The sequence below is a fragment of the Gardnerella sp. C0684A1 genome, from assembly GCF_055326835.1.
On the sequence record NZ_JBLTSX010000002.1, the window covers coordinates 61,515 to 84,934 of the forward strand.

The 23,420-nt window shown below is 36.3% G+C and carries 18 protein-coding genes; 9 read left to right on the forward strand and 9 right to left on the reverse strand.

Annotation, left to right across the window (positions count from 1 at the left end; all coding sequences use genetic code 11):
- Nucleotides 1-345: 345 nt before the first annotated feature.
- The 5 genes from ACNEUN_RS01915 (at nucleotide 346) to ACNEUN_RS01935 (ending at nucleotide 5,237) form a co-directional block, all read left to right on the forward strand.
- Entirely contained in the window at nucleotides 346-1,677 is a 1,332-nt protein-coding gene (locus tag ACNEUN_RS01915) for a Na+/H+ antiporter family protein (protein WP_463630470.1), read from the forward strand.
- Between the two features lie 179 nt (nucleotides 1,678-1,856).
- Nucleotides 1,857-2,018, forward strand: a complete 162-nt coding sequence (locus ACNEUN_RS01920; RefSeq protein WP_463630472.1) for a hypothetical protein — start codon at nucleotides 1,857-1,859, stop codon at nucleotides 2,016-2,018.
- Nucleotides 2,019-2,140: 122 nt separating this feature from the next.
- Complete coding sequence (locus ACNEUN_RS01925; protein ID WP_463630473.1) at nucleotides 2,141-4,309, forward strand: hypothetical protein; 2,169 nt, start codon at nucleotides 2,141-2,143, stop codon at nucleotides 4,307-4,309.
- Between the two features lie 339 nt (nucleotides 4,310-4,648).
- Nucleotides 4,649-4,924 carry a type II toxin-antitoxin system Phd/YefM family antitoxin gene (locus ACNEUN_RS01930; protein WP_463630475.1) on the forward strand — a complete coding sequence of 92 codons (276 nt, stop codon included), beginning with the start codon at nucleotides 4,649-4,651 and terminating at the stop codon, nucleotides 4,922-4,924.
- Complete coding sequence (locus tag ACNEUN_RS01935; RefSeq protein WP_427896778.1) at nucleotides 4,911-5,237, forward strand: type II toxin-antitoxin system RelE/ParE family toxin; 327 nt, start codon at nucleotides 4,911-4,913, stop codon at nucleotides 5,235-5,237. Before ACNEUN_RS01930 ends, ACNEUN_RS01935 begins: the two co-directional genes overlap by 14 nt.
- 207 nt (nucleotides 5,238-5,444) lie before the next feature.
- Here the strand turns inward: ACNEUN_RS01935 and ACNEUN_RS01940 are convergent, their stop codons facing one another.
- The 6 genes from ACNEUN_RS01940 to ACNEUN_RS01965 form a co-directional block, all read right to left on the reverse strand.
- Complete coding sequence (locus ACNEUN_RS01940; protein WP_427876621.1) at nucleotides 5,445-6,302, reverse strand: nucleotidyl transferase AbiEii/AbiGii toxin family protein; 858 nt, start codon at nucleotides 6,300-6,302, stop codon at nucleotides 5,445-5,447.
- The gene (locus tag ACNEUN_RS01945) at nucleotides 6,299-6,889 is read right to left on the reverse strand and encodes a type IV toxin-antitoxin system AbiEi family antitoxin domain-containing protein (protein ID WP_427876619.1); all 591 of its coding nucleotides are present in this window, start codon (nucleotides 6,887-6,889) and stop codon (nucleotides 6,299-6,301) included. The genes ACNEUN_RS01940 and ACNEUN_RS01945 overlap by 4 nt, the downstream gene beginning before the upstream one ends.
- Nucleotides 6,890-6,950: 61 nt before the next feature.
- Nucleotides 6,951-7,760, reverse strand: a complete 810-nt coding sequence (locus ACNEUN_RS01950) for a nucleoside phosphorylase (RefSeq protein ID WP_463630478.1) — start codon at nucleotides 7,758-7,760, stop codon at nucleotides 6,951-6,953.
- A gap of 97 nt (nucleotides 7,761-7,857) precedes the next feature.
- Complete coding sequence (locus ACNEUN_RS01955; RefSeq protein ID WP_463630480.1) at nucleotides 7,858-7,989, reverse strand: hypothetical protein; 132 nt, start codon at nucleotides 7,987-7,989, stop codon at nucleotides 7,858-7,860.
- A 113-nt stretch (nucleotides 7,990-8,102) separates the two neighbouring features.
- Nucleotides 8,103-9,869: an ABC transporter ATP-binding protein gene (locus ACNEUN_RS01960; protein WP_463630482.1), complete on the reverse strand. Its 1,767-nt coding sequence runs from the start codon at nucleotides 9,867-9,869 to the stop codon at nucleotides 8,103-8,105.
- A 407-nt stretch (nucleotides 9,870-10,276) separates the two neighbouring features.
- On the reverse strand, nucleotides 10,277-10,699 hold the full coding sequence (locus tag ACNEUN_RS01965) for a GNAT family N-acetyltransferase (protein ID WP_463630484.1): 423 nt from the start codon (nucleotides 10,697-10,699) through the stop codon (nucleotides 10,277-10,279).
- Between the two features lie 946 nt (nucleotides 10,700-11,645).
- Here ACNEUN_RS01965 and cysK point away from each other — a divergent pair.
- Nucleotides 11,646-12,578: a cysteine synthase A gene (gene cysK / locus ACNEUN_RS01970; protein WP_463630485.1), complete on the forward strand. Its 933-nt coding sequence runs from the start codon at nucleotides 11,646-11,648 to the stop codon at nucleotides 12,576-12,578.
- Nucleotides 12,579-12,705: 127 nt separating this feature from the next.
- Nucleotides 12,706-13,563 carry a serine O-acetyltransferase EpsC gene (gene epsC, locus ACNEUN_RS01975; RefSeq protein WP_463630487.1) on the forward strand — a complete coding sequence of 286 codons (858 nt, stop codon included), beginning with the start codon at nucleotides 12,706-12,708 and terminating at the stop codon, nucleotides 13,561-13,563.
- A gap of 90 nt (nucleotides 13,564-13,653) precedes the next feature.
- Here epsC and sstT read toward each other — a convergent pair whose 3' ends face one another.
- Nucleotides 13,654-14,922: a serine/threonine transporter SstT gene (gene sstT, locus ACNEUN_RS01980; RefSeq protein WP_463630489.1), complete on the reverse strand. Its 1,269-nt coding sequence runs from the start codon at nucleotides 14,920-14,922 to the stop codon at nucleotides 13,654-13,656.
- 262 nt (nucleotides 14,923-15,184) lie between these two features.
- Here sstT and ACNEUN_RS01985 point away from each other — a divergent pair, with 262 nt between their 5' ends.
- Entirely contained in the window at nucleotides 15,185-15,289 is a 105-nt protein-coding gene (locus tag ACNEUN_RS01985; protein ID WP_463630491.1) for a hypothetical protein, read from the forward strand.
- A gap of 169 nt (nucleotides 15,290-15,458) precedes the next feature.
- Here ACNEUN_RS01985 and ACNEUN_RS01990 read toward each other — a convergent pair whose 3' ends face one another.
- Complete coding sequence (locus tag ACNEUN_RS01990) at nucleotides 15,459-20,264, reverse strand: DUF4011 domain-containing protein (protein ID WP_463630492.1); 4,806 nt, start codon at nucleotides 20,262-20,264, stop codon at nucleotides 15,459-15,461.
- Between the two features lie 634 nt (nucleotides 20,265-20,898).
- Here ACNEUN_RS01990 and ACNEUN_RS01995 point away from each other — a divergent pair.
- Nucleotides 20,899-21,147 (forward strand): type II toxin-antitoxin system Phd/YefM family antitoxin, encoded by a 249-nt coding sequence (locus ACNEUN_RS01995; protein ID WP_463630494.1) that lies wholly within the window; start codon nucleotides 20,899-20,901, stop codon nucleotides 21,145-21,147.
- Between the two features lie 599 nt (nucleotides 21,148-21,746).
- On the opposite strand, the gene ACNEUN_RS02000 is transcribed toward ACNEUN_RS01995, so the two are convergent.
- Nucleotides 21,747-23,213 (reverse strand): RNA-binding domain-containing protein, encoded by a 1,467-nt coding sequence (locus tag ACNEUN_RS02000; protein ID WP_463630496.1) that lies wholly within the window; start codon nucleotides 23,211-23,213, stop codon nucleotides 21,747-21,749.
- Nucleotides 23,214-23,420: the final 207 nt, after the last annotated feature.

A 23,420-nucleotide genomic window follows, 5' to 3' on the forward strand; every position in this document is an offset into this window, starting at 1 on the left:
AGCGTAAAATCGCGCAGTTTTTTGCAAACATACACATCTGTTTGCAGTTCACGACTGCAACTATTTTCTCATCACAAGCACTTAGACTACTCTTCTGGGTGAACAAATATGAACTTATTTTTGAACTTTTTGTTCATTTGTTTATTTTATAGCAGTAAAAACAAGCTAAAAAGTGACAAAATGTCACATTTGCAAATTACGTTTCTTTGCTGATAATAAAAATAATATTTTTAATTGACTGTAAATAGAAATATTAAAGACTTTCATGTTATATTGTCTTTAATTATTTAATTGTTGACATAGACCGTATACATTAAATATTTCGCTGTTCAAGAGAGGAAGGCAATGCAAATTTTACATGTTTTACTTAACCCTGTTATTGTGTCGGTTGTTGTATTGTGTGCATTAAGTCTTGCTAAGCTTAATGTTTTGCTCGCAATGATTGTAGCTTGCATAGCGGGTGGTGTTGCTGGAAATATTCCTCTTTTTGGCGACGGAAATCACACGATTATGGCGCTGCTTTGCGATGGTTTCTCAACTAATGCTCAAACCGCGCTAGCTTATATTCTTCTTGGAACTTTTGCTGAAGCTATTACTACTACCGGTTTAGCTCAGATTATTTCTAAAAAAATAAGCAAAATTATTGGAACTAACAAATATATTCTTCTTGCTGTTTTAACTGTAATTGCATGCATGTCTCAAAATATTGTGCCGGTTCATATTGCTTATATTCCTATTCTTATTCCACCTATTCTTTCTATTATGAATAGGCTTAAGTTAGATCGCCGCGCAGCAGCCTGCTGCACCGCTTTCGGTCTTGAAGTTCCGTACATTGCTATTCCGTTTGGCTTCGGTCTCATTTTCCAAACTGTTATCGCTACAAATCTTTCTAAAAACGGAATGAAAGTTAGTGTTGCAGACGTTAGCGCTGTGAACTGGTATTTGGGTGCTGCCATGTTTGCGGCGCTACTTTTTGCCGTTTTTGTGCTTTACCGTAAGCCTCGAGAATACGAAACTACAGAAGCAGATACTCGCGCTGCGGATGCTGTTGTTGGACCTCTTAACAAGAACCATTACGTAACAATTCTTGCGATTATTGTTGTTGTAGTAGTTCAAGTTATTAGTAAGGATCTTTCACTTTCTTCTCTTGCAGGTCTTGCAACGATGATTATTTTTGGAGCAGTTGCATGGAAAGATATCGATAAGCAGCTTGCCGGAGGCGTAAAACTCATGGGGCTTATTGCTTTCGTTATGCTTATTGCAGGCGGCTACGCTAACGTTATTCAAGCGACGGGCGGAGTTGAGGAGCTTGTAAACATCGGCGTTGCTTCTATGGGACAGAACAAGCTTGTTGCTGCGTTTGTTATTACGATTATTGGTTTGCTTGTGACTATGGGCATCGGCACTTCGTTCGGCACAGTTCCTATTCTTGCGGTTTTATTTGTGCCACTTTGCCAGAGCATTGGTTTCAGCACTCCTGCAACGATTCTTCTTATGTCTTCTGCTGCAGCTCTTGGCGACGCAGGATCCCCTGCTTCCGACACCACGCTCGGGCCTACTGCTGGCTTAAATGCGGACGGTCAACATAGTCATATTTGGGATACTTGCGTTCCAACGTTCCTTATTTTCAATATTCCGCTTATGGCTGCTGGAATCGTTCTTTCGCAGTTTATTTAACTAAATATTTAAACTGGGATTAAAGTATTTAGAAACGCAAATAAAAGTGTTTATTGATAATTTTATCAATAAACACTTTTATTTTTTATTGAAAACATTATAATGTAATGTGCAATTGTGTATTTGTTATATTTTATGAAACAAAATAACAAAAGTTTAGTTAATTAATTGGGTGTTTTATGAATAAGACAGCGAAAATTATTCTAACTTCGACAATGATGGGTATTGCGACCGCAGCTTGCGCAGTATGCATGAGCCAAACAGCTTATGCTGCTAGTACTGATGCAAATAACATAAAAACAACTACCCCCCTGCCAATTTCACTAATCAAAGTACTTTAGAAAATAGCGCAAAAACTGGCAATAATAAAGATGAAGATAATAAAGCTTACATAGAAAATCGTGAAGCCAGTACAGAATTAGCAAATACAACCGCAACAGCGGGCCAGACCATACAACAAGAAGTGCCGCAGTCAAACAACACATTGGCATCCGGAACCGTAAATAAGGGTAACATACAGTACAATTGGCAAGTAACGGATAATTCTACTAACGCCAAAGATTTTAATGCTGCGTTGATGCGCGAATATGGTAAACAGTTGAGCTATGATTTCGATAATAGGCAGTTAGTTGCAAGCGAAAGTGACACGTCAGTTAGCGGCGAAGCGTCGAACGTTATGGCAAGGAAATATAACAACATTACACTACAAACTACGAACAGTAACGAAACTGTGCCTACAACTATAACCTATATTAAGCAAACGCCATGGATTTATAAAGATCAACATTCGAAGGACCTTTGGGACGAAATCAATGGCAATCAGATTGGTTCGCATAGTTGGGCAAGTTTTGGTCTATCGCAAGTTATTGGCGGCGAAGGATTAAGCGGTCTGACTTATGATTTTAATTCGCGTAAAGTTTTGGGTACACCAACAGTTATAGATTGGGAAGAAGGCGAAACAAGCCGTAAGATTCCAGTATATATGGCTACAACGCACAAAGGTACTGATTCGGATTATATAACGCTCAGTAAATTGAAGGAATTTACAGTAAATAAGCCACAACCACCTGTTGTTCCACCAGCACCACAGCCACAGCACAAGCCTGCTGCTAATGAGTTAGCATCGGGAACGACAACCGATCAGAACGGCAAGCAGATTCAGTGGCAAGTAATAAATAACGATAAAAATACTAATACTGAACAAATAAGGGCGTACGCTCAGTATTTAAACTATAATCCCGCTACAGACGCGTTGACAATGACAGATGTTGCAGCGTTTACGGAAGACGGTAAAGCTATTTCCGCAAGAAAATTCAGCAATATTACGCTAAAAATCACTAAGGACGGAAAAACAACAGAAGAAAACATTAAAGAAACGCCTTGGTTCTTCAAAGATCAAAGTTCGAAGAAGATATGGGACTCAATTAATAAAACAACAATCGGCACGTATACCTTTGCAAAATACAACCTTGAACAAAAGGTTGGTGGCGCAGGACTAGAAGGTTTGAGCTACGACTTTTTGAATAAGAATTTTGATGGCGCTCCTACGATTGCCTGGAATGGCGATGAAAAAATCCGCGAGATTCCTGTGTATATAGCAGCGATTCATAAAGGTAAAAATGGTTCAGACTACATGACGGTAGGTGAATTTAAGAAATTCAAGGCATATAAAAATAGAAATGATATTTTTGAAGGCGAACCTAGAACTAATCCGCGAACGAACAAAGCATACAAGTTCGATGATCTCGGTCTTAATAACGTTAAACAGACGGTAATAGGTGAATATAACAGCGGTACTTATGGAATACCTTTTTACATCAAGCCAGGTGAAACAAAGACAGTTAAGCTCAGGTTCTATTTGTTGAACGACAATCGGCAGCCAACTCAGGAAATTACTGACGAATTTATGAAGGTACTCAATCCAGAACCAAGGGAAGTGAGACTGAAAAAGGTTCAACTTTTCCGTAAAAATAAGACAACTGTGATTGAAATGAATACTGAATATACGTTGAATACAGACTATTCAATCACATTTACAGCGAATGATGACGCTAAGGACGGTGATTCTTATAATACGTACGGTTCGAAGTTAGACGGCTTGCCTCCTATTTTTGATCCAAATGCTACGCCAACATATACATATGAAGACGGCATAACATTGCACGAAAAGAATCATCCTGAGAACATATCATTAATAAAGAACGTAGTGATTAGAGTTACGAAACCTAAGTCGCAGACACCAAAACCAGAGCCTCCTAAACCGGAACCACCTAAACCGGAACCAGAGCCAACACCGGTTACACCAGAACCAGAACCGAAACCGACTCCTGTTCCGACTCCTGTTCCGACTCCAGTTCCAACTCCAGTTCCAACTCCAGAGCCGGAGCCTGAGCCTATTCCAGTGCCTATAATTTCGGAACCAGAACCGGAACCAGAACCGGAACCAGAGACAGCACCAGCGCCAGCACAAGAAGAGACTGTGGAAGAAGTACCAGCTCCGCAAACGCACGAACCGCTTGCTCGCACTGGCTCTGAAACATCAACCATTGCAAGCGCTGGATTAGCGTTCTTCCTGTCCGCTTTCGGCGCACTTTCGCTTAAACGCACGCGCATTGGCAAACACAGCAAGTAAAAACGCAACTAGCGAATAACACAGCTAACTAATAAACGCCAGACGAGTTGAAATAAACTCACTGGCGTTTATTTTTAAACACCAATCAATCCCAAAGTAGCCAATCTCTGCAAATTCGCAACGATTGGCTACTAAAATCATGAAAATCGAAACTATAAAGGCAATAATCTAAAGAAATAATCATATAATATCTTTAGATTACATTAAACTATGTTGATAATTTATTTATATACATAAAGCAAACTAGACAAGCTAATTTTAAAAAAAATAATAAAATAGCCAAAACCAAAAATGACAAGATAATAGAATAACAAAATAACAATCACTCAAAGGACTTGCATGATGCCAACTATTAAGTCAAGCACAGATTTACGTAATAACTACAACGAGATATCAACATTCTGCCACGAAACAAAAGAACCAGTCTTCATTACAAAAAACGGTCGCGGAGACTTAGCAGTAATGAGCATTGAATTATTCAACAAGTTCATGAGCAAATATGAACTATACAGTTCACTCTCTCAAAGCGAGTCTGATTTTAACAACAATCGCACATTATCTTTTGAAGAATCAATGCGAAACCTAAGAGAAGAACTCAACAATGGCGCAAAGTAACCCAAAATACACAATTCTTGTTTCGCAAAGTTACCATAAAGATTTGCAAGACATAGTCCATTACATTGCGCACAATTTAGATTCGCCAATTACAGCATACGAATTCCTCGATAACGTAGAAGCCACTGTTTCAAGCCTATCTACAATGCCATATCGATACCGATTGGTGAACGATGATTACCTGAGTAGCAAAAATTTTAGAAGATGTTTCGTGAAAAAATATGTAATCTTCTATAAAATTTGCGAAGAGAACAAAACGGTTATGGTGCATAGAATACTTCATGCTAGACAAAACTGGGTTGACATATTGTAATTAAAGTTGTTGGAATACTAACCTGTTATTTTGGTATATACCTACTATCGAGATACACATCCAATAAACACCGGCGAAGATTTTTGCCATTTACGGCAATTTTCTTCATGGCAACAAAGTAGCCAATCGCTGCAAATTTACAACGATTGGCTACTAAAACAAGATTCCAAACGATTTATAAAAGCCATTCAAATAATAAAAAAAAACTTAATCTACAATCTCATTATGAAAGAACATCAAAAAGAAATTCATATCTTGCATTATTTCTTCCCACAAAAGACTTTTAGCCCAAGGTGCTTTACTTTTATAATCCTTCCACTTTATTCTCAACACTTCACTATCTTTGATCCTATCGAAAATTTCATTCACGTTACTCAGTAAATAAAGGGTATCTCTCGTTTGAGAAGTAGCGTAAAAAGCTTGAGCGATCTCTTCTCTCTTAAAAGCGCTATCCCCTTGAGACACTCTAAGAGCATGCAAATCATAAAAATCTCGCATTCTCGTGTTAAATTCTTCCCTCACAAGAATTGTTTGCAACTTTTCCGCTAAAATCGTTGCAATTGGATAAGTCAATAAAGAGATAGATTCTGAAAACATTAAAGGCAATTCTGCTTCCATAGCAGATGGAGTAATAGCATGCCCAGTTGAAATATCGATTTTAACAGGAGTTTTTGTACCATCAAAATCTGCAATTAGGCTAGCTCGAACCCCTGGATAGTCAGATTCTTGCATAATAGAATCAAGCGTTTGTAGCGTAAATTTAACACCATCATCGATATTGATAGATATTACATCTGATATAAAAATATGCACATCATCTTCACTAAGAGAAATATTTTGCATAGTTGTATCAATATCCATTGTTGTACGAAGATTTACGCCAACAAGATAAGAAATCAGCATTCCACCTTTTAGAACAAAATTGTCTTTATAGCGCGAGCGGGAAACACGATCTAAAAAACGCTCCATCATATATACGCGCATTAGCACGCGAGGATCTACACCCTTTTGGAGTGCAACATTCTTTATTTTTGCTTTAAGCTGATTAGCATCCTTCATTCTCATAACAACACCCCCAAATATTGTGAAATCAACTTTGAAATCCTAAATTTTTTAGCGTAATCGCTTAGTATATCAAGTCGCTTATCCTTTCTTTTAATATAAGCTTTTAACGCACCAAATACCACCTGTGCATCTATTTGAGAACGAGAACGCAAAATATCGCAAATTGTGCGCTCTAAATCATAAGAAGGCACAAGATTACCTTCAAGCGACATAAGATTCGTCTTACCAATTCCTAAAAAATCTGGTTTTATATAAAACACCCTAGCACCAGTCTTAATTAGACTACTTGCATTATAAGTTGACGGAACAGTCACTGTTAAAGAAGAAGGTTCTCTATCAGTTAAATTATGTAGAAGAAGGGCAGATTCATGTGAAAAAACAGCAACAGATGTGCGCTTTGACAATAAATTCATTTCATCATTCCACAAATTGCTCTTAACGTAAACACCTTTTGATACGCGTTCTAAGCTTTCATCTTTAATAAATCGATAAACACTAGACGGGCTAATTCCAAGTTCTTTGATGACACTATCAATGATTAGAACTTGCTTTTTCTCTATGTAATTGCGCAATTGATCTTTTAACATTTGCCCACCTACTTAATGACACGTTTATGCTGATTTTATACATCATATCAGCATAAACGTATCAAATGCGCAACGCTGCTTCAATACAAAGCTCAAGAGCATACGCTTTAGAGTCTCCACCCCAATTTCGCTCATCATAATTTTCAACATCGTGCAAAGTATCTGCAGTGTAAAGAATCTCACCCCAAACAATCCCACGCATTTGCGCACAAGCCGCTAAAGCAGAACACTCCATCTCAACAACCGCGCATCCCTCTTGCTTACGGTTAGCAACTTTCGTCTTAGTTTCACGGAAAAATCCATCCGTAGTCCACGTTTTAACTTCATGATAAGGCAAATTGTGCGCTTGCAAAGTTTGTAAAATAGCACGTCTCGAGCGCTCTGAAACGTCAACATAACGACTTGGAGGCAAATAATGATAAGAAGTTCCCTCATCCCTTAAAGCTTTATACGGAACCAGGAAAACATTTTCCGCATAATCAACTAGCGATCCGCACGAACCAGCACTAATAACTTCGCTAACACCGTAAGAAATCAACCAGTCTAAGATCTGAACAGCGGCAGGAGCACCAACTGGAGCCTGCACTAAGCAGATTTTTTGCGTCTCTTCTTCTACTTCGCTGCCTGTATTTTCTCTTACTTTTTTCTCTACTTTCTCTTCCAAAACATATATTGGATATACTTTAGTTGCAGATTCAAAATTTGCTACAATCGTAGCTTTCCTACTTAAAGCATACTGATCGATTTCATCGCCTAAGAAAGCAAAAACCGCTTTAGATGGAAGCTGAACAGAAATATTATCGTGATTTGGCATTAAAACTGCACTTTTATCGGAATCATACTCTAAAATCGGCAAATCATATTCTGTCATACAATCAGCTCCGTCATACAATCAGCTCCATCCTACAAGCAACTCAATCCTATATACAAATACACGCATTAGTACGCAAAGATCACAAAATAGCCAATCAAAATGAAGATTTTTGCCATTTACGGCAATTTTCTTCACCAACGCAACCCGGAACGTAAACAAACCCAACAGTCAGCCAAACTGCAAAGTAGCCAATCACTGTAAATTCGCAACGATTGGCTACTATCACAGAAAGCATGTTGCGTTAATATTTTTACCAAGCTTAAAATTGCTCAGCACATTTCAACAAACCAGCGCAAGCAAAGCACAAGCCAGAGCATTCCTACAATCAGCGTCACATACTCACATAGACACAGTGTAAAGCGAGTAGAAGTAAGCCTTCTGATTCATAAGATCCTCAAAGCTTCCGCGCTCAATAAGCTCTCCGCTTTTCATCACAAGAATCTCATCATATTGCTTAAGTGAATTAGCATCCAAGCGGTGAGTTACAACAAGTCGAAGAATTCCTTGCAAATCCAAAATAGACTGCGTTACGTTCGCGCTTGTCTCATTATCTAGCGCGCTCGTTGCCTCATCAACCAGCAGAATCTCGGACTTTTTAAGCAAGCTTCGCGCAATAGCAATACGCTGCTTTTCGCCGCCAGAAAGATGACTACCGTTCTCGCCGCACTGATAATCCTTGCCTTTAGCAGCAATCAAATCATCCAAACCAGCCAAATGAATCACGCGATCCACTTCCGCGTCCGGGAACGGCTTAAAAAGCGTAATATTATCTAAAATCGAAGCATCAAACATAAACACAGACTGCTGCATAAGAGTCGTCTTATCATAAAGCGAACTCTTGCTCACATTGCTAAGCTCGTGATTATTCAGTTGCACGCTACCCTTATAATCCTTGTAGTAGCCCATAAGCAGATTAATCAAACTACTCTTACCAGCACCAGAAGGCCCTACTATCGCGTAAGATTTTCCAGCTTGCAAAGTTAGATTTACGTTTTTCAAGACTTTACGATCCGCATCATAAGCGTACGAAACATCTCGCAAAACAACACTTTTAATCGAATCGTCAATTTTCTCGCCAGAATCTTCCTTAGCGTTACTCATATAATCAGCCATCTTACTAATAAGCTTCTTAGCACCCTTCATCTCGCCAAGCATTTGCGGAATACTTGCAATAGGCTGAAGCACACCATTCATCAAATTAGTGAAAGCTAAAACCATGCCAGCAGTAATAACACCAACGTGAGCGTTAACCATCCAAGCGCCAACAAGCATCACGCCAAGCTGAGTTCCAAGACTTGAAATCGTTCCAAGAGCAGAAACAGTAGTCATCGTTTTTTCGCGAAGATTCTTCGTATGCTCAAGCTCCTTCGACTGATTCTGATAACGGTTAATAACCTCCTGCTCCGCCTTAAAACTCTTAATAACCGAAACGCCGTTCAAAACATCCTTCGTCAGGGCCGTATAAGACTCATTCGACTTAGAAACCTGCTCCTCGCGAGTGGCAATTCCGCTAGCTGTAAGAATCGAGCACACCATAGGAAGCACAGAAATAATAAGAGCAATAACAGTGAGAAGCGGACTGTAGTAAATCATAAGAGCTAGAGAGCTTACAAGCATAAGAACGTCTTGAACGAAGTCAAAAATCTTCTTCAAATACTTTTCTTGAATACGCTCACAATCATTAGTAAGCACAGAAAGATACGTGCCGGAATTAGCAAGCGAAAAATCACTATAACTCTTCTTTAAAAGCTTCTTAATAACAGACTCTTTATACTGATTCATTGCTTTTTCAAGAAAGCGAGGGTACGCGCTGCGCTTCAACGCGAAAATCAGAGAGATTGCCAGCATAAAGGAAACGACAAGCAGCAAAATAGTAGTTAAAGAGAAGGATCCTTTACCTGCCATATAGTCGAAAATAATTTGCAAAATCCAGGAAATAGCAGTGTAAATCATAGACAGGGCAATAAAAACTATCATCGAAAGAAAAGCTACAAGCTTGTTTTCCTTGAAAAATAGTTTTACGTAATTTTTTACGTCGTGATGCAGTTTGGATGATTGCTGATTTGCGGACGATTGCTGATTCGCTGTGTTGTCAATTTTGCTCATTCTCACTACCTCTCACTTCCTTTATATCTATACTATTTCTACTATCTCTTCTCTAATAGCATTTTCGCAGTTAGCATCTTCATAAGCTATTTGCTTATTCACTCGCTACAAAGCATTGAAAGATACACTATCATACTTATCCTGATTGGTCATGCTTATCTACTTGACAACACATATAAATGCTTAAACACACTTATACGTAATGCTTGCTGGAAATAATAAGCATAGAGTTTTAAAAAAAAAACAAATTAAAACACTGATTCCATATGTAATATCAGCATAAACGTATCAAATGCGCAAGCAAATCGTAAAGTGTAAATAACCAAACCACATTTAACCAAATCCCAAAGTTGCCAATCGCTGCAAATTCGCAACGATTGGCCACTAGAGAATCATATTTTCTTGCATCATGTCCTGTCTTTTATAAAACCGCAGCACTCGATTTCTGAAAGCTCAATAAAACCAGCAGACTTATAAAAAGCAATAGTTTTTTCAGTACAATCCGTGGTCAATTGAATTTGACGAACATTAGGATAATAATCCACAATCGCCTTTAACAATGCAGACCCTATCCCCTGGCGTTGATACTCCGGCAAAACAAGAATATCCTGAATAAGAACAACCGTATACCCGTCGCCAACAGCCCTAACAATGCCAACTAGCTCATCATTTTTATACGCAGCTAAAACCTTGAGCGAATTGTTAAAACCATTTTCCAGAGCGACTAAATCATCTGTGTACGCAGACCAACCAACGGAATCATACAGCTTTGGAATATCTTTGCTATCATACTTTTCGTACTCTTTGATTTGCACATCTACTAAATTCATTTACAATAACACCTCCAAATACTGTGAAATCAACGTTAAAACCCTAAATTTTTTAGCGTAATCACTCAGTATATCAAGTTACTTATCCCGCCTTTTAACATAAGCTTTTAGTGCACCAAATATTAGCGCGCATCTGTGTACTACGATAGCACTTTTACCGAGATTGAAATTATTGAGATTTCAATCTCATTCAATGAGAAAACTAACTCGGATTGAAAATCCACTGAACTTCCAACGTGAGTTTCGTAAGCAAGCTAACAAGCAAGCGATAAACCACCAAACAGAGACACTCGCGCAGCGCGACGACCTGCCTGAGCGCATAGAGCGTATCGAGCGAAGGCAACTCGGAGCGGAAACTCGCTTAAGTTGGAAGTCCAGTGGACTTCCAACGCGAGTTTCGTAAGCGAGCGCGTAATCAGCGCGAGCACCAACTGCACTAGTGTCCCAAAACAGACAGAATCAGACACTCGCGCAGAAAAGGAATACATATCAAGAACTAGCAAACACGAATTAAGTTTGACAAACACAAGTCCATTCGCTATAGTCTTCACTTATCACCATTTCGACGAGTAAAGGAGTGCGCATGTATCATACAAATATGATGACAAATTGTTGTTGTAACGTATGCTGTTGCGCATTTCTTAATCGAAATGATGTTTGCAAGCACTAAGTATGCATAACATCTAGCCTGTGTTAAAAGCATTTACGTTAGAACACAGCAAATTACGATTCAAGAAACAGCGCGCTGTTTCTTTTTTTATGCCAAAAATCGAATGTAAAACGTTAAAAGATAACAATTTAACGCGAATTAAATATTAAAACGAATAAATGGCATCTTTAGAAACAACTAATAAAACAGTAATCGCTTTATTAATAAAAATTATTTTTAAAAATTAAAACAAAACAGAAACAAAACAAAACAAACAAACAAGTAAGGGGAAATATTATGTCTAATATCTACAAGTCCGTGCAAGAACTCGTAGGAAACACTCCACTTCTGGAGCTTACGCACATTGAAAAAGAGTACAATCTAGCAGCAAAAATCCTTGTAAAACTCGAATACTTTAACCCAGCAGGCTCTGTAAAAGACCGCATCGCAAAGCAAATGATTGAAGAAGCAGAAGCCGCAGGAACAATTAAACCAGGCTCAGTAATTGTTGAGCCAACTTCCGGAAATACTGGCATTGGCCTTTCAATGATTGCGCAAACAAAAGGATACAAAAGCATTATTGTAATGCCAGAAAGCATGTCTATTGAACGCCGAAAACTTATGAAAGCATACGGCTCCGAACTCGTGCTAACACCTGCTAAAGATGGAATGAAAGGAGCAATTGCCAAAGCAAAGGAAATCGTTGAAAACACGCCAAACGCGTGGACTCCAGGACAGTTTACCAATCAAGCAAATGTGCATGCACACTACAACACAACCGGTCCAGAAATTTGGCAGGACACTGACGGAAACGTGGATATTCTTATTGCAGGCGTTGGAACAGGCGGCACAATCACCGGTACTGGCACATATTTAAAAGAGCAAAATCCGCATCTTGAAGTAATCGCAGTAGAACCAGCCGACTCCCCTGTGCTCGCAGGCGGCAAGCCGGGAGCGCACAAGATTCAAGGAATCGGCGCAGGATTCGTGCCGGATGTGCTCAACCAAAACATTTATGATCGCATTGTTCACGTAACGAATGAAGACGCAATCGAAAACGGCAAGCTTATAAGCAAAAAAGAAGGCGCCCTCGTTGGTATTTCTTCCGGAGCTGCAATTTGGACAGCAATCCAAGAAGCAAAAAGAGAAGAAAACAGTGGCAAAACCATCGTTGCAATACTTCCAGATTCAGGAGATCGATACTTGTCTACCGCATTATTTGAAGACTAATTACATTTAGGAGCACTATTTTAAATACGCAAGTTTTGATTAAATAATAAAAGAATAATAAATAACATTATTAGATAATGATCAAAACTATAAAATAAAAAAATAGCAAAAATAACAGGAGAAATGTATGAATGATCGCCTTGATCTTATAAATCAACTAAACTCAATTCACGATTCAGACATAAGGCAAGCTACATTCATACCTAATTACCGAAATATTATTGCGCTCATACATGCGACTCAGGTGTTACTTTTACCTGAGTTGCATGTGCGCAATGAAAGCAACGAAACTACACAACTCAACGCTAGTTTGAGCACTAACACTAGTTTGAATAACGTTACTTCAAACGCGTTAGACACTATAGAACGCATCATATTACACGAACTTCAATGCTACACAAGCAACACAATTAAAATTCGAGAAATTTGCGATCAATTTATAAATACTCTTCCTACAATTAAAAAGTTACTTTTAACAGATATTCAAGCAATATATGAAGGCGATCCCGCTTGCACAAGCAAAGTAGAAGTCACGCTCGCATACCCTGGTTTTTATGCAATGCTTATTCACCGCACAGCGCACGCACTCTACGAACTTAACGTACCGCTAATTCCTAGACTTATGAGCGAATACGCGCACAGAAAAACTGGAATCGACATTCATCCAGGAGCAAAAATTGGCGCATATTTCTGCATTGATCACGGAACTGGCATTGTAATCGGCGAAACAACTGTAATCGGCGAGCATGTTAAGCTTTACCAAGGCGTAACGCTGGGTGCGAAAAGTTTTGCGCTAGACGATTGCGGAAATCCTGTAAAAGGCGGAAAGCGGCATCCGAATATTGGCGATAACGTAGTAATTTACGCAAACGCAACAATTTTAGGCGGAGAAACCACAATCGGCAGCGGAAGTGTAATCGCAGCAAATGCGTGGATTAACCGCAGCATTCCTGCAAACACAACCTACCACTTCCCTAAAGCCTAATACACGATTAAAATACAAACTCCACTTATACAGCTTCTACTACTTCTACTATTTATTATCTAATAGCATTTTCGTTTCAGATTTGCTGATTCACTCGCCACCAAGCTTTGAAAGCTGCACTGGTTCGTGATCCTTGCCCATCTTAAACTTAAGACCTGCACGCTGCCACATACGGTATTCTCCAACCGCAGTAAAGAGAACATCCGTGGAAGAATTAAGAGCAGTTTCGCAAGAATCCTGAATAACGCCAATAATAAGACCAATTGCAACTACTTGCATAGCGATATCGTTTGAAATACCAAACGACGAGCAGGCAAGAGGTATAAGCAAAAGCGAACCACCTGCAACACCAGAAGCACCTGCAGCAGAAACTGCAGAAAGAACAGAAAGAATCACTGCCGTTGGAATATCAACGTAAATACCAAGCGTGTGAGCAGCACACAAAGACATAATAGAAATCGTTATAGCAGCTCCGCTCATATTAATAGTTGAGCCAAGAGGTATAGAAACCGAATAATTATCTTTGTTGAAACCAAGCTTTTCGCACAAATTCATATTTACAGGAATATTTGCAGCAGAAGAACGCATGAAGAAGGCTGTAACACCTGAATCACGCAAAGTTCTAAAAACAAGCGGATATGGGTTCTTGCGTGTAAGTACAAAAACTAAAAGAGGATTAACAATCAGAGCAACAACAGCCATAGTTCCTACTAACAAAGCAATAACGAAACCATATTCGCTAAAAATACGAAGACCATTACTTGCAACTGTTGTATAAACAAGACCCATAATGCCAAAAGGTGCTGCGTTAATAATCCAGTGAACAATTTTTCCGATAGCAGACGAAACGTTATCGAAGAACGCTTTGGTAGAAGGCTCTGCTAAGCGGAGAGCAACACCGAAAGCAATCGCCCAGAAGAGAATACCAATGAAGTTGCCTTTAACAAGAGCATCTACAGGATTGACGACAATATTTAGCACAAGAGAATTAAGTACTTCACCAATTCCTTGAGGAGACGGAGAAGATGCTGCTGCAACATGAGCAAATGTGAAATCTACAGGAAATATGATAGCTGCACAAACTGCTATAAGACTTGCACTAAAAGTAGACAGCGCATACAGTCCTATAACAACTTTCATATTACCAACACTTTTTGCCTGAGCAAGCGCACCTATTACTAGGCAAAATACCAAAATTGGAGCAACGGATTTAAGCGCACTTACGAAAAGCTTTCCAATAAGATCGAGCACGTAGACGTGAGATGGCACAAAAATACCAAGCGTTGCACCGAGAAAAAGACCAATTACGATACGCAAAATAAGGTCAATGTTATTCCATTTTTGAACAATCTTGTGCATGAGAGTCTCCTGTATAGTAATTTGTGCAGAATATTTTATACTCTTTTATGTGTATTCACACTTATGCATTCACACTCGTGCGTTCACATTTGCAAGATTTTTATTTTTTACATATTATACACAGCTATGTATTTATATGCAAATCGTCTAATCTGCATGATTTTTATTTGACGACTGCGGCAAAACAACTGCATGCGCGCTGGCAACAGGTAGAGAAATTCTAGCGTTAGACGAACCGACGAGCGGATTAGACTATGCGCATATGCAAGAACTAGCACAGATATTATCAAAACTTAAGTCTATGAATACAACAATTGTTGTAGTAACTCACGATAGTGAACTATACATTCATGTTGCACAAGATTGATTCATATGTAAAGTTAACTCTCGAAATGCAAAGAATTTATTTATCTTGAACCACTGAAAATATCTTGAACTAACTTGGAATTTCACAATCTTCATAAGTCCAAATGCTTTATGGTAGAACTGTTTTACAATATATCCTGACGTATTTTATGTAATACGTCAGGATATATTTACCTCAACATTATCTGACCATCATTTTCAACGATTTTACAGGATTTAATCAACGCGAATAAAGCATTATCTAAAGCCTCAGTATCGTGTTTTCCTATTCTCTTTTTTCCATATAGTTCGGCCATAAATTTATATAAACCATCTTTTGTTACTTTAACATTTTTACTAATAATCTCAAGCATTCCTTCACCAATCTCTTCAGGTGAAATCTGACTAAAATCACGAACAATATCGCCAGGTAATCTGAAAACAATAGGTTTATTTTCTAAATACATAAAGCCATTCCTACGAATAATACCGAAATATTCACATCCTCGCATTTTTATATCAAAACTTTTTTGCACGACTGAAGTAACTTTCTCACGTTGAAAATACCAAACAATCCTCTGCAAAAGAAGGTTTTCTGAAAGAGGAGCTTCAACTTCTAGAATATCCTTAACAATTTCTTTAAAACCTATGTTTTTATGCTCATCAAAAATATTTTTGCAATCAGCCATCTTGTATTTTTCAAAAGAAAAATGATTAGTATCAACCGGTTGTGTAATATTATTGAGATTTGCTGAAGATTTTTCTTCTAGTCTACTCATATTCCCCATATATTCATGATTAGATTCTGCATGAGTTACATGCTTACCGTGAACGGAATCAAGTAAATCAACTGAATTATTATCCAAAGAAACTATACGTTTATCAGACAAAGCATCACTACTATCAGAAGAATCTTCTTCATGAATGCATTTCATTTTTATAGCTTCGTTAGCAGCAGCCAAAAGCTTCTCTTGCTCAACTATCCTGTTCTTAAACCACTCAGTCGACCAAATTCTATAGAATTTCCAACCCATATTTTCCAAAATAGTCTGTCGAAGCCTATCACGATCACGAGCATTCTTAGACGAATGATATGTAGCACCATCACATTCAATCGCCAAAACATAGTCGGAACTATTGCGCATTTTTAATCCAAGATCAATCCTGAATCCAGAACATCCTACCTGTGTATCTACAGAGAACCCATGATTTCGTAAGAATTCACACACTTCGAATTCAAAATCTGAATCAAACTGATCTATATTTCCTACACTCTCATTGCGCTCTAAAGCAATCTCACCATTTTCAGCAAAATCAAGATACTCCCTCAGAAGTCTAACACCTTCTGATCCAGTGCGACTTAAATCTATATCCATCGCATGCATAGAAGAAACAACTTGAATGTTATATTTAGCTCTTGTAACGGCAACATTCAAACGTTTTTCACCGCCATCTCGATTCAAAGGTCCAAAATTAAGCGAAATTATACCTTTAGAATCTGGACCATAGCCAACGCTGAATATGATAGTGTCGCGCTCATCTCCTTGTACAGTTTCAAGATTCTTTATGAAGAACGCATCCTCTTTGTTCTCATCAAAGAAAAATTCTTTTTCGGGAGTAGTTTGACGTCGTCTTAGCAATAATTTATCGATAAGATCCTGCTGACTTTGACTAAATGCAATAACGCCCAAACTTCTATTAGGGTATTTATCAATGTTCTTATAAATCAAATCAACAACATACTCAGCTTCTTTTCTATTGTTATGAGAAGAACGATCAAATTCGCCATTTGCATAGTAATAATCAATACCTAAACCTTCAGAATCAGACTGAGCAGATGGGAAACTTATAAGCTTGTTATCATAAAAATTCTTATTAGAAAAAGCAATAAGTTGTTCACAGCGACTACGATAATGCCAGCTCAATCTGACCTGCGGCAAAACAACAGAAGCTAAATCCAATATAGAATCAAAGCTTCTTACATCATCATCATCTTCGTCATCATCTTCACCATTATTTATAACAGTAGTAAAGAAATTAGTAGGTGGCATTTGCTTAGAATCGCCAACAATAATAGCTTGCTTCGCGCGACTTATTGCGCAAATAGCATCCCATGGAAACATCTGCGAAGCTTCATCGAATATTACAATATCGAATTGCATAGAATCATAGTCAAGATACGTACTCACACTTAAAGGTGACATCATAAAACATGGCTTAACTTTCTGAACAAGCTCTCCAGCTTCTTTAATAAGTTCGCGTATATTCTTTTTGCTTCTTGATTTCTGATTTTCACGCAGTAGCATGATTAGAGGACTTCCATATGAAGCGCAATTAGACTCAGGGCATGCAGATGAAAGATTCTCACGTAATTTTATTTGGTTTATTTTAAACTGCTCAATATCTTTTTCTGCAAATTCTTTCACTGCTCTATCTTGAGAAAGCCTACTAAATTGCAGCAAAGAACTATTCTGTCTAATAATCAAATCAATCCACTGCAAATAGAACTGCTTCTTAAAGGTTCCAACAATGCTATCTTTATTAACATTATTCTTTATAACATCGTTAATAAATGTAAGAATCCCAATCTCTTTAAGATCAACAAGTAAATCTCTAAAAACGCACCAATACTTCAATACACTAATAGATGAAAGACAGCAGTTCAGTCTAGTTTTAGCATCTTCAAAAGTTAAAACATTAAAATCAACAATTCTCTTGTCAAAACTATTGAAAATATAATTTAGATTTTGAAGATTATTTTCACTTAAAATACCAGCAATCTGATTAGAATATTCAATGAAGTATTTATTCTCAGATAAGAAACTTGGATATTTTTCTAATGGCTCAAATGAGTATCCACTATCAATAACATTTTTAAGAGCTTCCATCTGATTATTAACATAATCCCAGTCAGTATCAATTCCCTTATATGCAGGGCCGAGTAATGATTTTACAGAGGATTCAATATGAGCATATTCACTCATTGCCTTCTGATATTCCGATAAGTTCTTCATTAAAAGAACAGATTCATAATATTTAGGTTTTTTATTTACTTTTTTGCACAATCGTATATCAGAAACAATCTTTTTATAATCCGAGTTAAAAATTCTAGATAATGCACCACTAAAATGTTTCAGATCACTGTAATTATCTACACCATTTAGCTTATAAATATCATCATTGCAATCAGATAGATTTTGCATCGAAGCATGTACCCCATTGCTAATTGACTGCAATTTTTGCAAAGAATCATAAGCTATATCGAAATTACGCTTATTTAGAAGAACAGGAGTAATTAAATACGAGCCACCAACAAGTTCAAAGAAACTTCTCCAGAAGAAAATATCTACCAAATTTTTGCAGCAAATATTATAACGCTTAGAAATATCATTCGATATTTGCGACAACTTTTCTAACGTATCAACAGAAGAAGAAACACTATTCTTTATCCGCATTTCTTCCATAATGGAAAGATTTCGATTCAAATACCCATACCAAGGATTGTCATGATAGTCATATCCGATAGTAGGAAGATAATCTACATATTTTGTTAAAAGATTAGTGGCATCATCGAGATAATCTGATCCTAATTTAGATATATCTTGAACCTCACATATAACATCAGGATCTTTATCAAATTTTGCAAGACGCTCATATAAATCATACAAACTCTTATTAATTACAGGATTTATTTTATGAAGATTGTAATCATAAGAATCCAATTTCTCTTTTGCTTTTACTTTAACATTTATTTCCTCATCAACTTTTAGTTGATTAATTTCATTCTTTTGAATATCGAAGTTATTACAAATATCTTTAATAACATCTTTCTTATTGGCTTTATTTGAATGAAGTTGAAGGCAGAAGTCAGCAATACCTACCTGCTGCATTTTGTTATATACGACTTTTAATGCAGCAAGTTTTTCTGAAACGAATAGTACTTTTTTACCATCATTAAGACATTCAGCGATGATATTTGTTATTGTTTGACTTTTACCAGTTCCTGGAGGGCCTTGCAAAACAAAGCTTTTACCAGATTTAGCCATTTCTATAGCATCAATTTGGCTAGAATCAGCGTCAACGACATTGCATAAATCAATTATTGAATCCTTCCCAACCTCAGACCCATCTATATCTTCATCAGATTCATCATAAGAATCTGTAGAACCGCCTAAAAGCTTATTGACAATTAAATTATTAAGAATCTTATCTTTATTATTCTTAAGATCCATATACATATTTATTTTTGCAAAAGAAAAAAGTCCGATTTTACATTCTTTGCTTATTTCCCAACCTAATTTAGAAACTAAATCTTGAACACTTTCAAAATATTCTTCTAGAGTTGTTCCATTTTTATATTCCGGAAGAGTTATGCCATACTCGTTATTGAGTTTGAGCGAAAATGTTTCATTTATGAGAATTTCATCATCAAGTACAGATATTATGTACGGATCAGTAAGAGATTTATTTGTTATCTGTATAGGAATTAAAAGTATAGGAGCATAACGAACGGTATCAGCGTAATTAGTATCTTTCCAATGAATAAATCCAAATGCTATATACGCAACATTTATGCCTGTTTCCTTCATAATTTCATTGGAAGTTTTCATAATCTTTCTTGCAGCAGCTACAGGCTTACCAAAAGTGCTATACGCAAGAACTTGTGAGGAATTTATTTCATTAGAGAATTTATTAAGAAAATCGTTCTTGTTATAAATACGTTTATTTCTCTTACTATCTAAGCCTGTATTTTGTACAGAAGAGTCGTTATTACTATTATCAGCGTAAAAAATCTGCGGAGGATTAAATATTTCAAAAGGCTTTGGATCATCTGAAGAGAACTCTTGGAAAATCTCTTTGCCACTTGGCTTCAATATTTCTATAGACAACTTACGATCTTTAAAACTTACAAGATTATTTCGCTTGCCAGTATCCAATAATTGTTCTGCCCACTTATCTATACGCTTAGATAACTCAATTAATTGTTTGGCTTCCATCTGCTCTTTACCTCACAAGCAATGTTAGTAACAACTCAATTGGAATAATTCTAACTCTAAATACTTTATTTTTCTTTATAAAACAAAGTTTAAAAATAATCTATAAATAAGTTTGAAATACAGTTGAAAATGCTAATATATTTCAAAAAATTTAATATTCAAATATACTTTCAAATCTACTGCTTACCACAACAAGAACTATTTCCATTTAAGCTTTTGTAAATAACTCACATTGAAAGCTAAATAAACTTCCAGTCAACTTGTACAAGTTTGTATGTTTATGACAGTATTGGCACATTAATTGATTTTGAATGATTAAACAGCAGCATACAAAAATGCTTAAATATTGAAGCTCACAAAAACAAAAAACACAATTTGCTTTCAACACAAGTTTCGCAAGCGAACAAACTAACGCATTACAAACCATACGATGATGAAAAGTCATTTTTAAAAAGAATCTACAAGAAGAATCTACAAGAAATTGCTCTTCATCTAAATGTAATGAAATTTTTTATCCCACCAAAAAATACCGAGTAGGAAAAACATATCAGTCAACATACCATAACTCTCGAAATGCATAGGATTTATTTATCTTGAAACACATACTATAATCTCCTCAAAAGGGGGTATGAATATGAATATAAACGCAGATACGCTCGTTTCTATTTCCGAAGCAAATCAGAATTTTTCTAAAGTTACACACATTGTTGACGTATACGGTTCAGCTATTATTTTAAAAAATAATGCTCCTCGCTACATAATTTTAGAATTTCCAAAATCTCAAGATGAAGAAATTTCTATTCCAAACAATGATGAAGTCATGTCTTTATCCGACATATTTATTAAAAAGAATAAAAACATTTATAAGAACCTATCTAAATAAAGTATTTAACACGAAATAATGCGTGCATGCTTTTAAACGATAAGGAATGTGCTATAGCAAAAAGGTTTAAGACTGACTTGATAGCTTGATTTTTGAATCTAAAAAGATCAGATTTCTCTGAGCTTAAAATTGATTTATAACTAACCGGTTAATTCAATAAAGTTTATTTCTAGACAGTTGATTCTAAAAGTTAGTTGAACACTTGAGGTTACGCAAGTTAGTAGTACAGTACGTTTTTGAACAAATTATATAAATTATTCGATTCGTTATTAAGATTTTTACTTAGACTGAAATTAACCAAAAATAATGCAATTCGGCAGAATTATAGAAAAACTCTAACGACCAATAAAAACCGAAAATAAACACACTAATTTGCCCAGTATTTTGAAAAACAGCAAATTCTTAAAATTGCTGAGGAAAAAGAACAGCCACATTCGGATTTTACTCTAACAATATTTTAATTCTGCGTTCCGCAACTTGCTGCAACTTAAATTTTCTATTCTAACTTTTAAAAAAGCCCTATTTTACTAGGCTTATATCACAGGTTTTTCCAAATAGATCACACTTTTGCAAGTTACTGCAACTTACTGCAACTTAAATCAAGCCCAAAACGGAATATACTTCATATATCTTGGAGCTGTATTTTCATCAACAGGCTTAATAAGTTTTGCTTCCAAAGCATCCTTAATAATTCTCGATGCTTTATATTTATCTTTATCATTTATATTGAATAAATCTCTAAGAGAATTATTCGATATGCTTTCTCCCTTAACATACAAAAAACAGGCTTGCATATAACAAGTCCTTACTCTATCTTCTTTACTAATCAAATCAAAAGGAGCTTTCATATAAAGAGTTACTTTTGTGAATTTATCACTTTGATTTTCGATTTTGGGAGCAAGCATAGAACTCTTACTTGTAGAATCAATTATTTTATCAAAACCACTTCCTCTTTCTTCACAAATCCCACATTTGTGCATAAATCCTGCAAGATTTTCATTTCTTGAAATTGGAACTGTATCAACAATGCGATCTATCGCAACCAAGGGTGAACCTGCATTTGAAAATTCAATCCTATCTTTGAATAACTCAATCATAGGGCTTGTCCCTTTTTGTTCAATAGCTTGATGAATCATAATATTGGCAATTAATTCACGAATAGCTATCTCAGGATAACCAAGATTAGTTTTTCTTATAGAATCTTCAATTATCTCCTCTTGCGGAATGACAGTCAAAACATAGTCTACAATTTTCTCATATGAAATTGCATAACCTTCACTAAATACTTTTTCTCTTATCGTTTCGAGCCTATCGTTATCTTTGTACCAAATTACCCTTACAGATTTATGAGCCAAACTATCAAAATTCTTTAAATCTTTTGAAATAAGTAATGCTCCTAAATTAGTAATGTCATAGCTTCCAGAATCATTTCTTTTTATAAATTTTTCATTGGCGAAATCATCCAATATCTTATTTATATTTTGTGGTAGAGCAAACCCCATTTTTTCATAATATCCCGATGCGCTAAGCACATCTAATATCTCATTAAACGAAATATTATCTTTTGCATTTCTTAATTCAAACGGAGTTGTATCAAATGCTGCCCATAAAGATCTCTCTTTATCAGGATATTCTTTCAACTTCTTCTTATTTGTTCCAATTCTAATGTATTCTTCACCTGAAAACTTAATCGGCTGCTTTTCTGCACATGGAATTTCGAGCAAGATTACGTTTTTACTCTCAATTTCTGTTTTATAAAATCTAAAATCTATCCTTGGATTTGTAATTCTCGATAACCATGCTTCAAATTCTTCTGAGCCTTTTTTACTATTCCTATAATCAAATGTAGTCCCTAAAATTTTATGTGTATTATCATCAACACCCCAAAGTAAATATGCTTTAGGTCTTCCCAGTAAAGTCGCAGAATTGCTCAAAGCAGAAATATACTCACCTATCATCTGAGGCTCATCATTATTGTGCTTAAATTCAACCCATTCTGTTTCATTTGGTAAAGAAATCAACTCTCTTATCAAATTTTTTATATAATCTTGATTTTTTATTGCCATCTTAATTCCCCCAAGTAACTATAGATAAATTGCTTATATTATAACATTTTTAGCATTTTTCCTCTCTGATATTAGTACCAATCATAGTAATTTATTGCGGACTTTTAGAACCCAAGAACTGATATATCATCTTGATTAGAAAATTAAAGTCAGATGGCTTAATTCTGCTACAGCTAAGAGATTGTAGCCGAACACAAGCCTAGACAC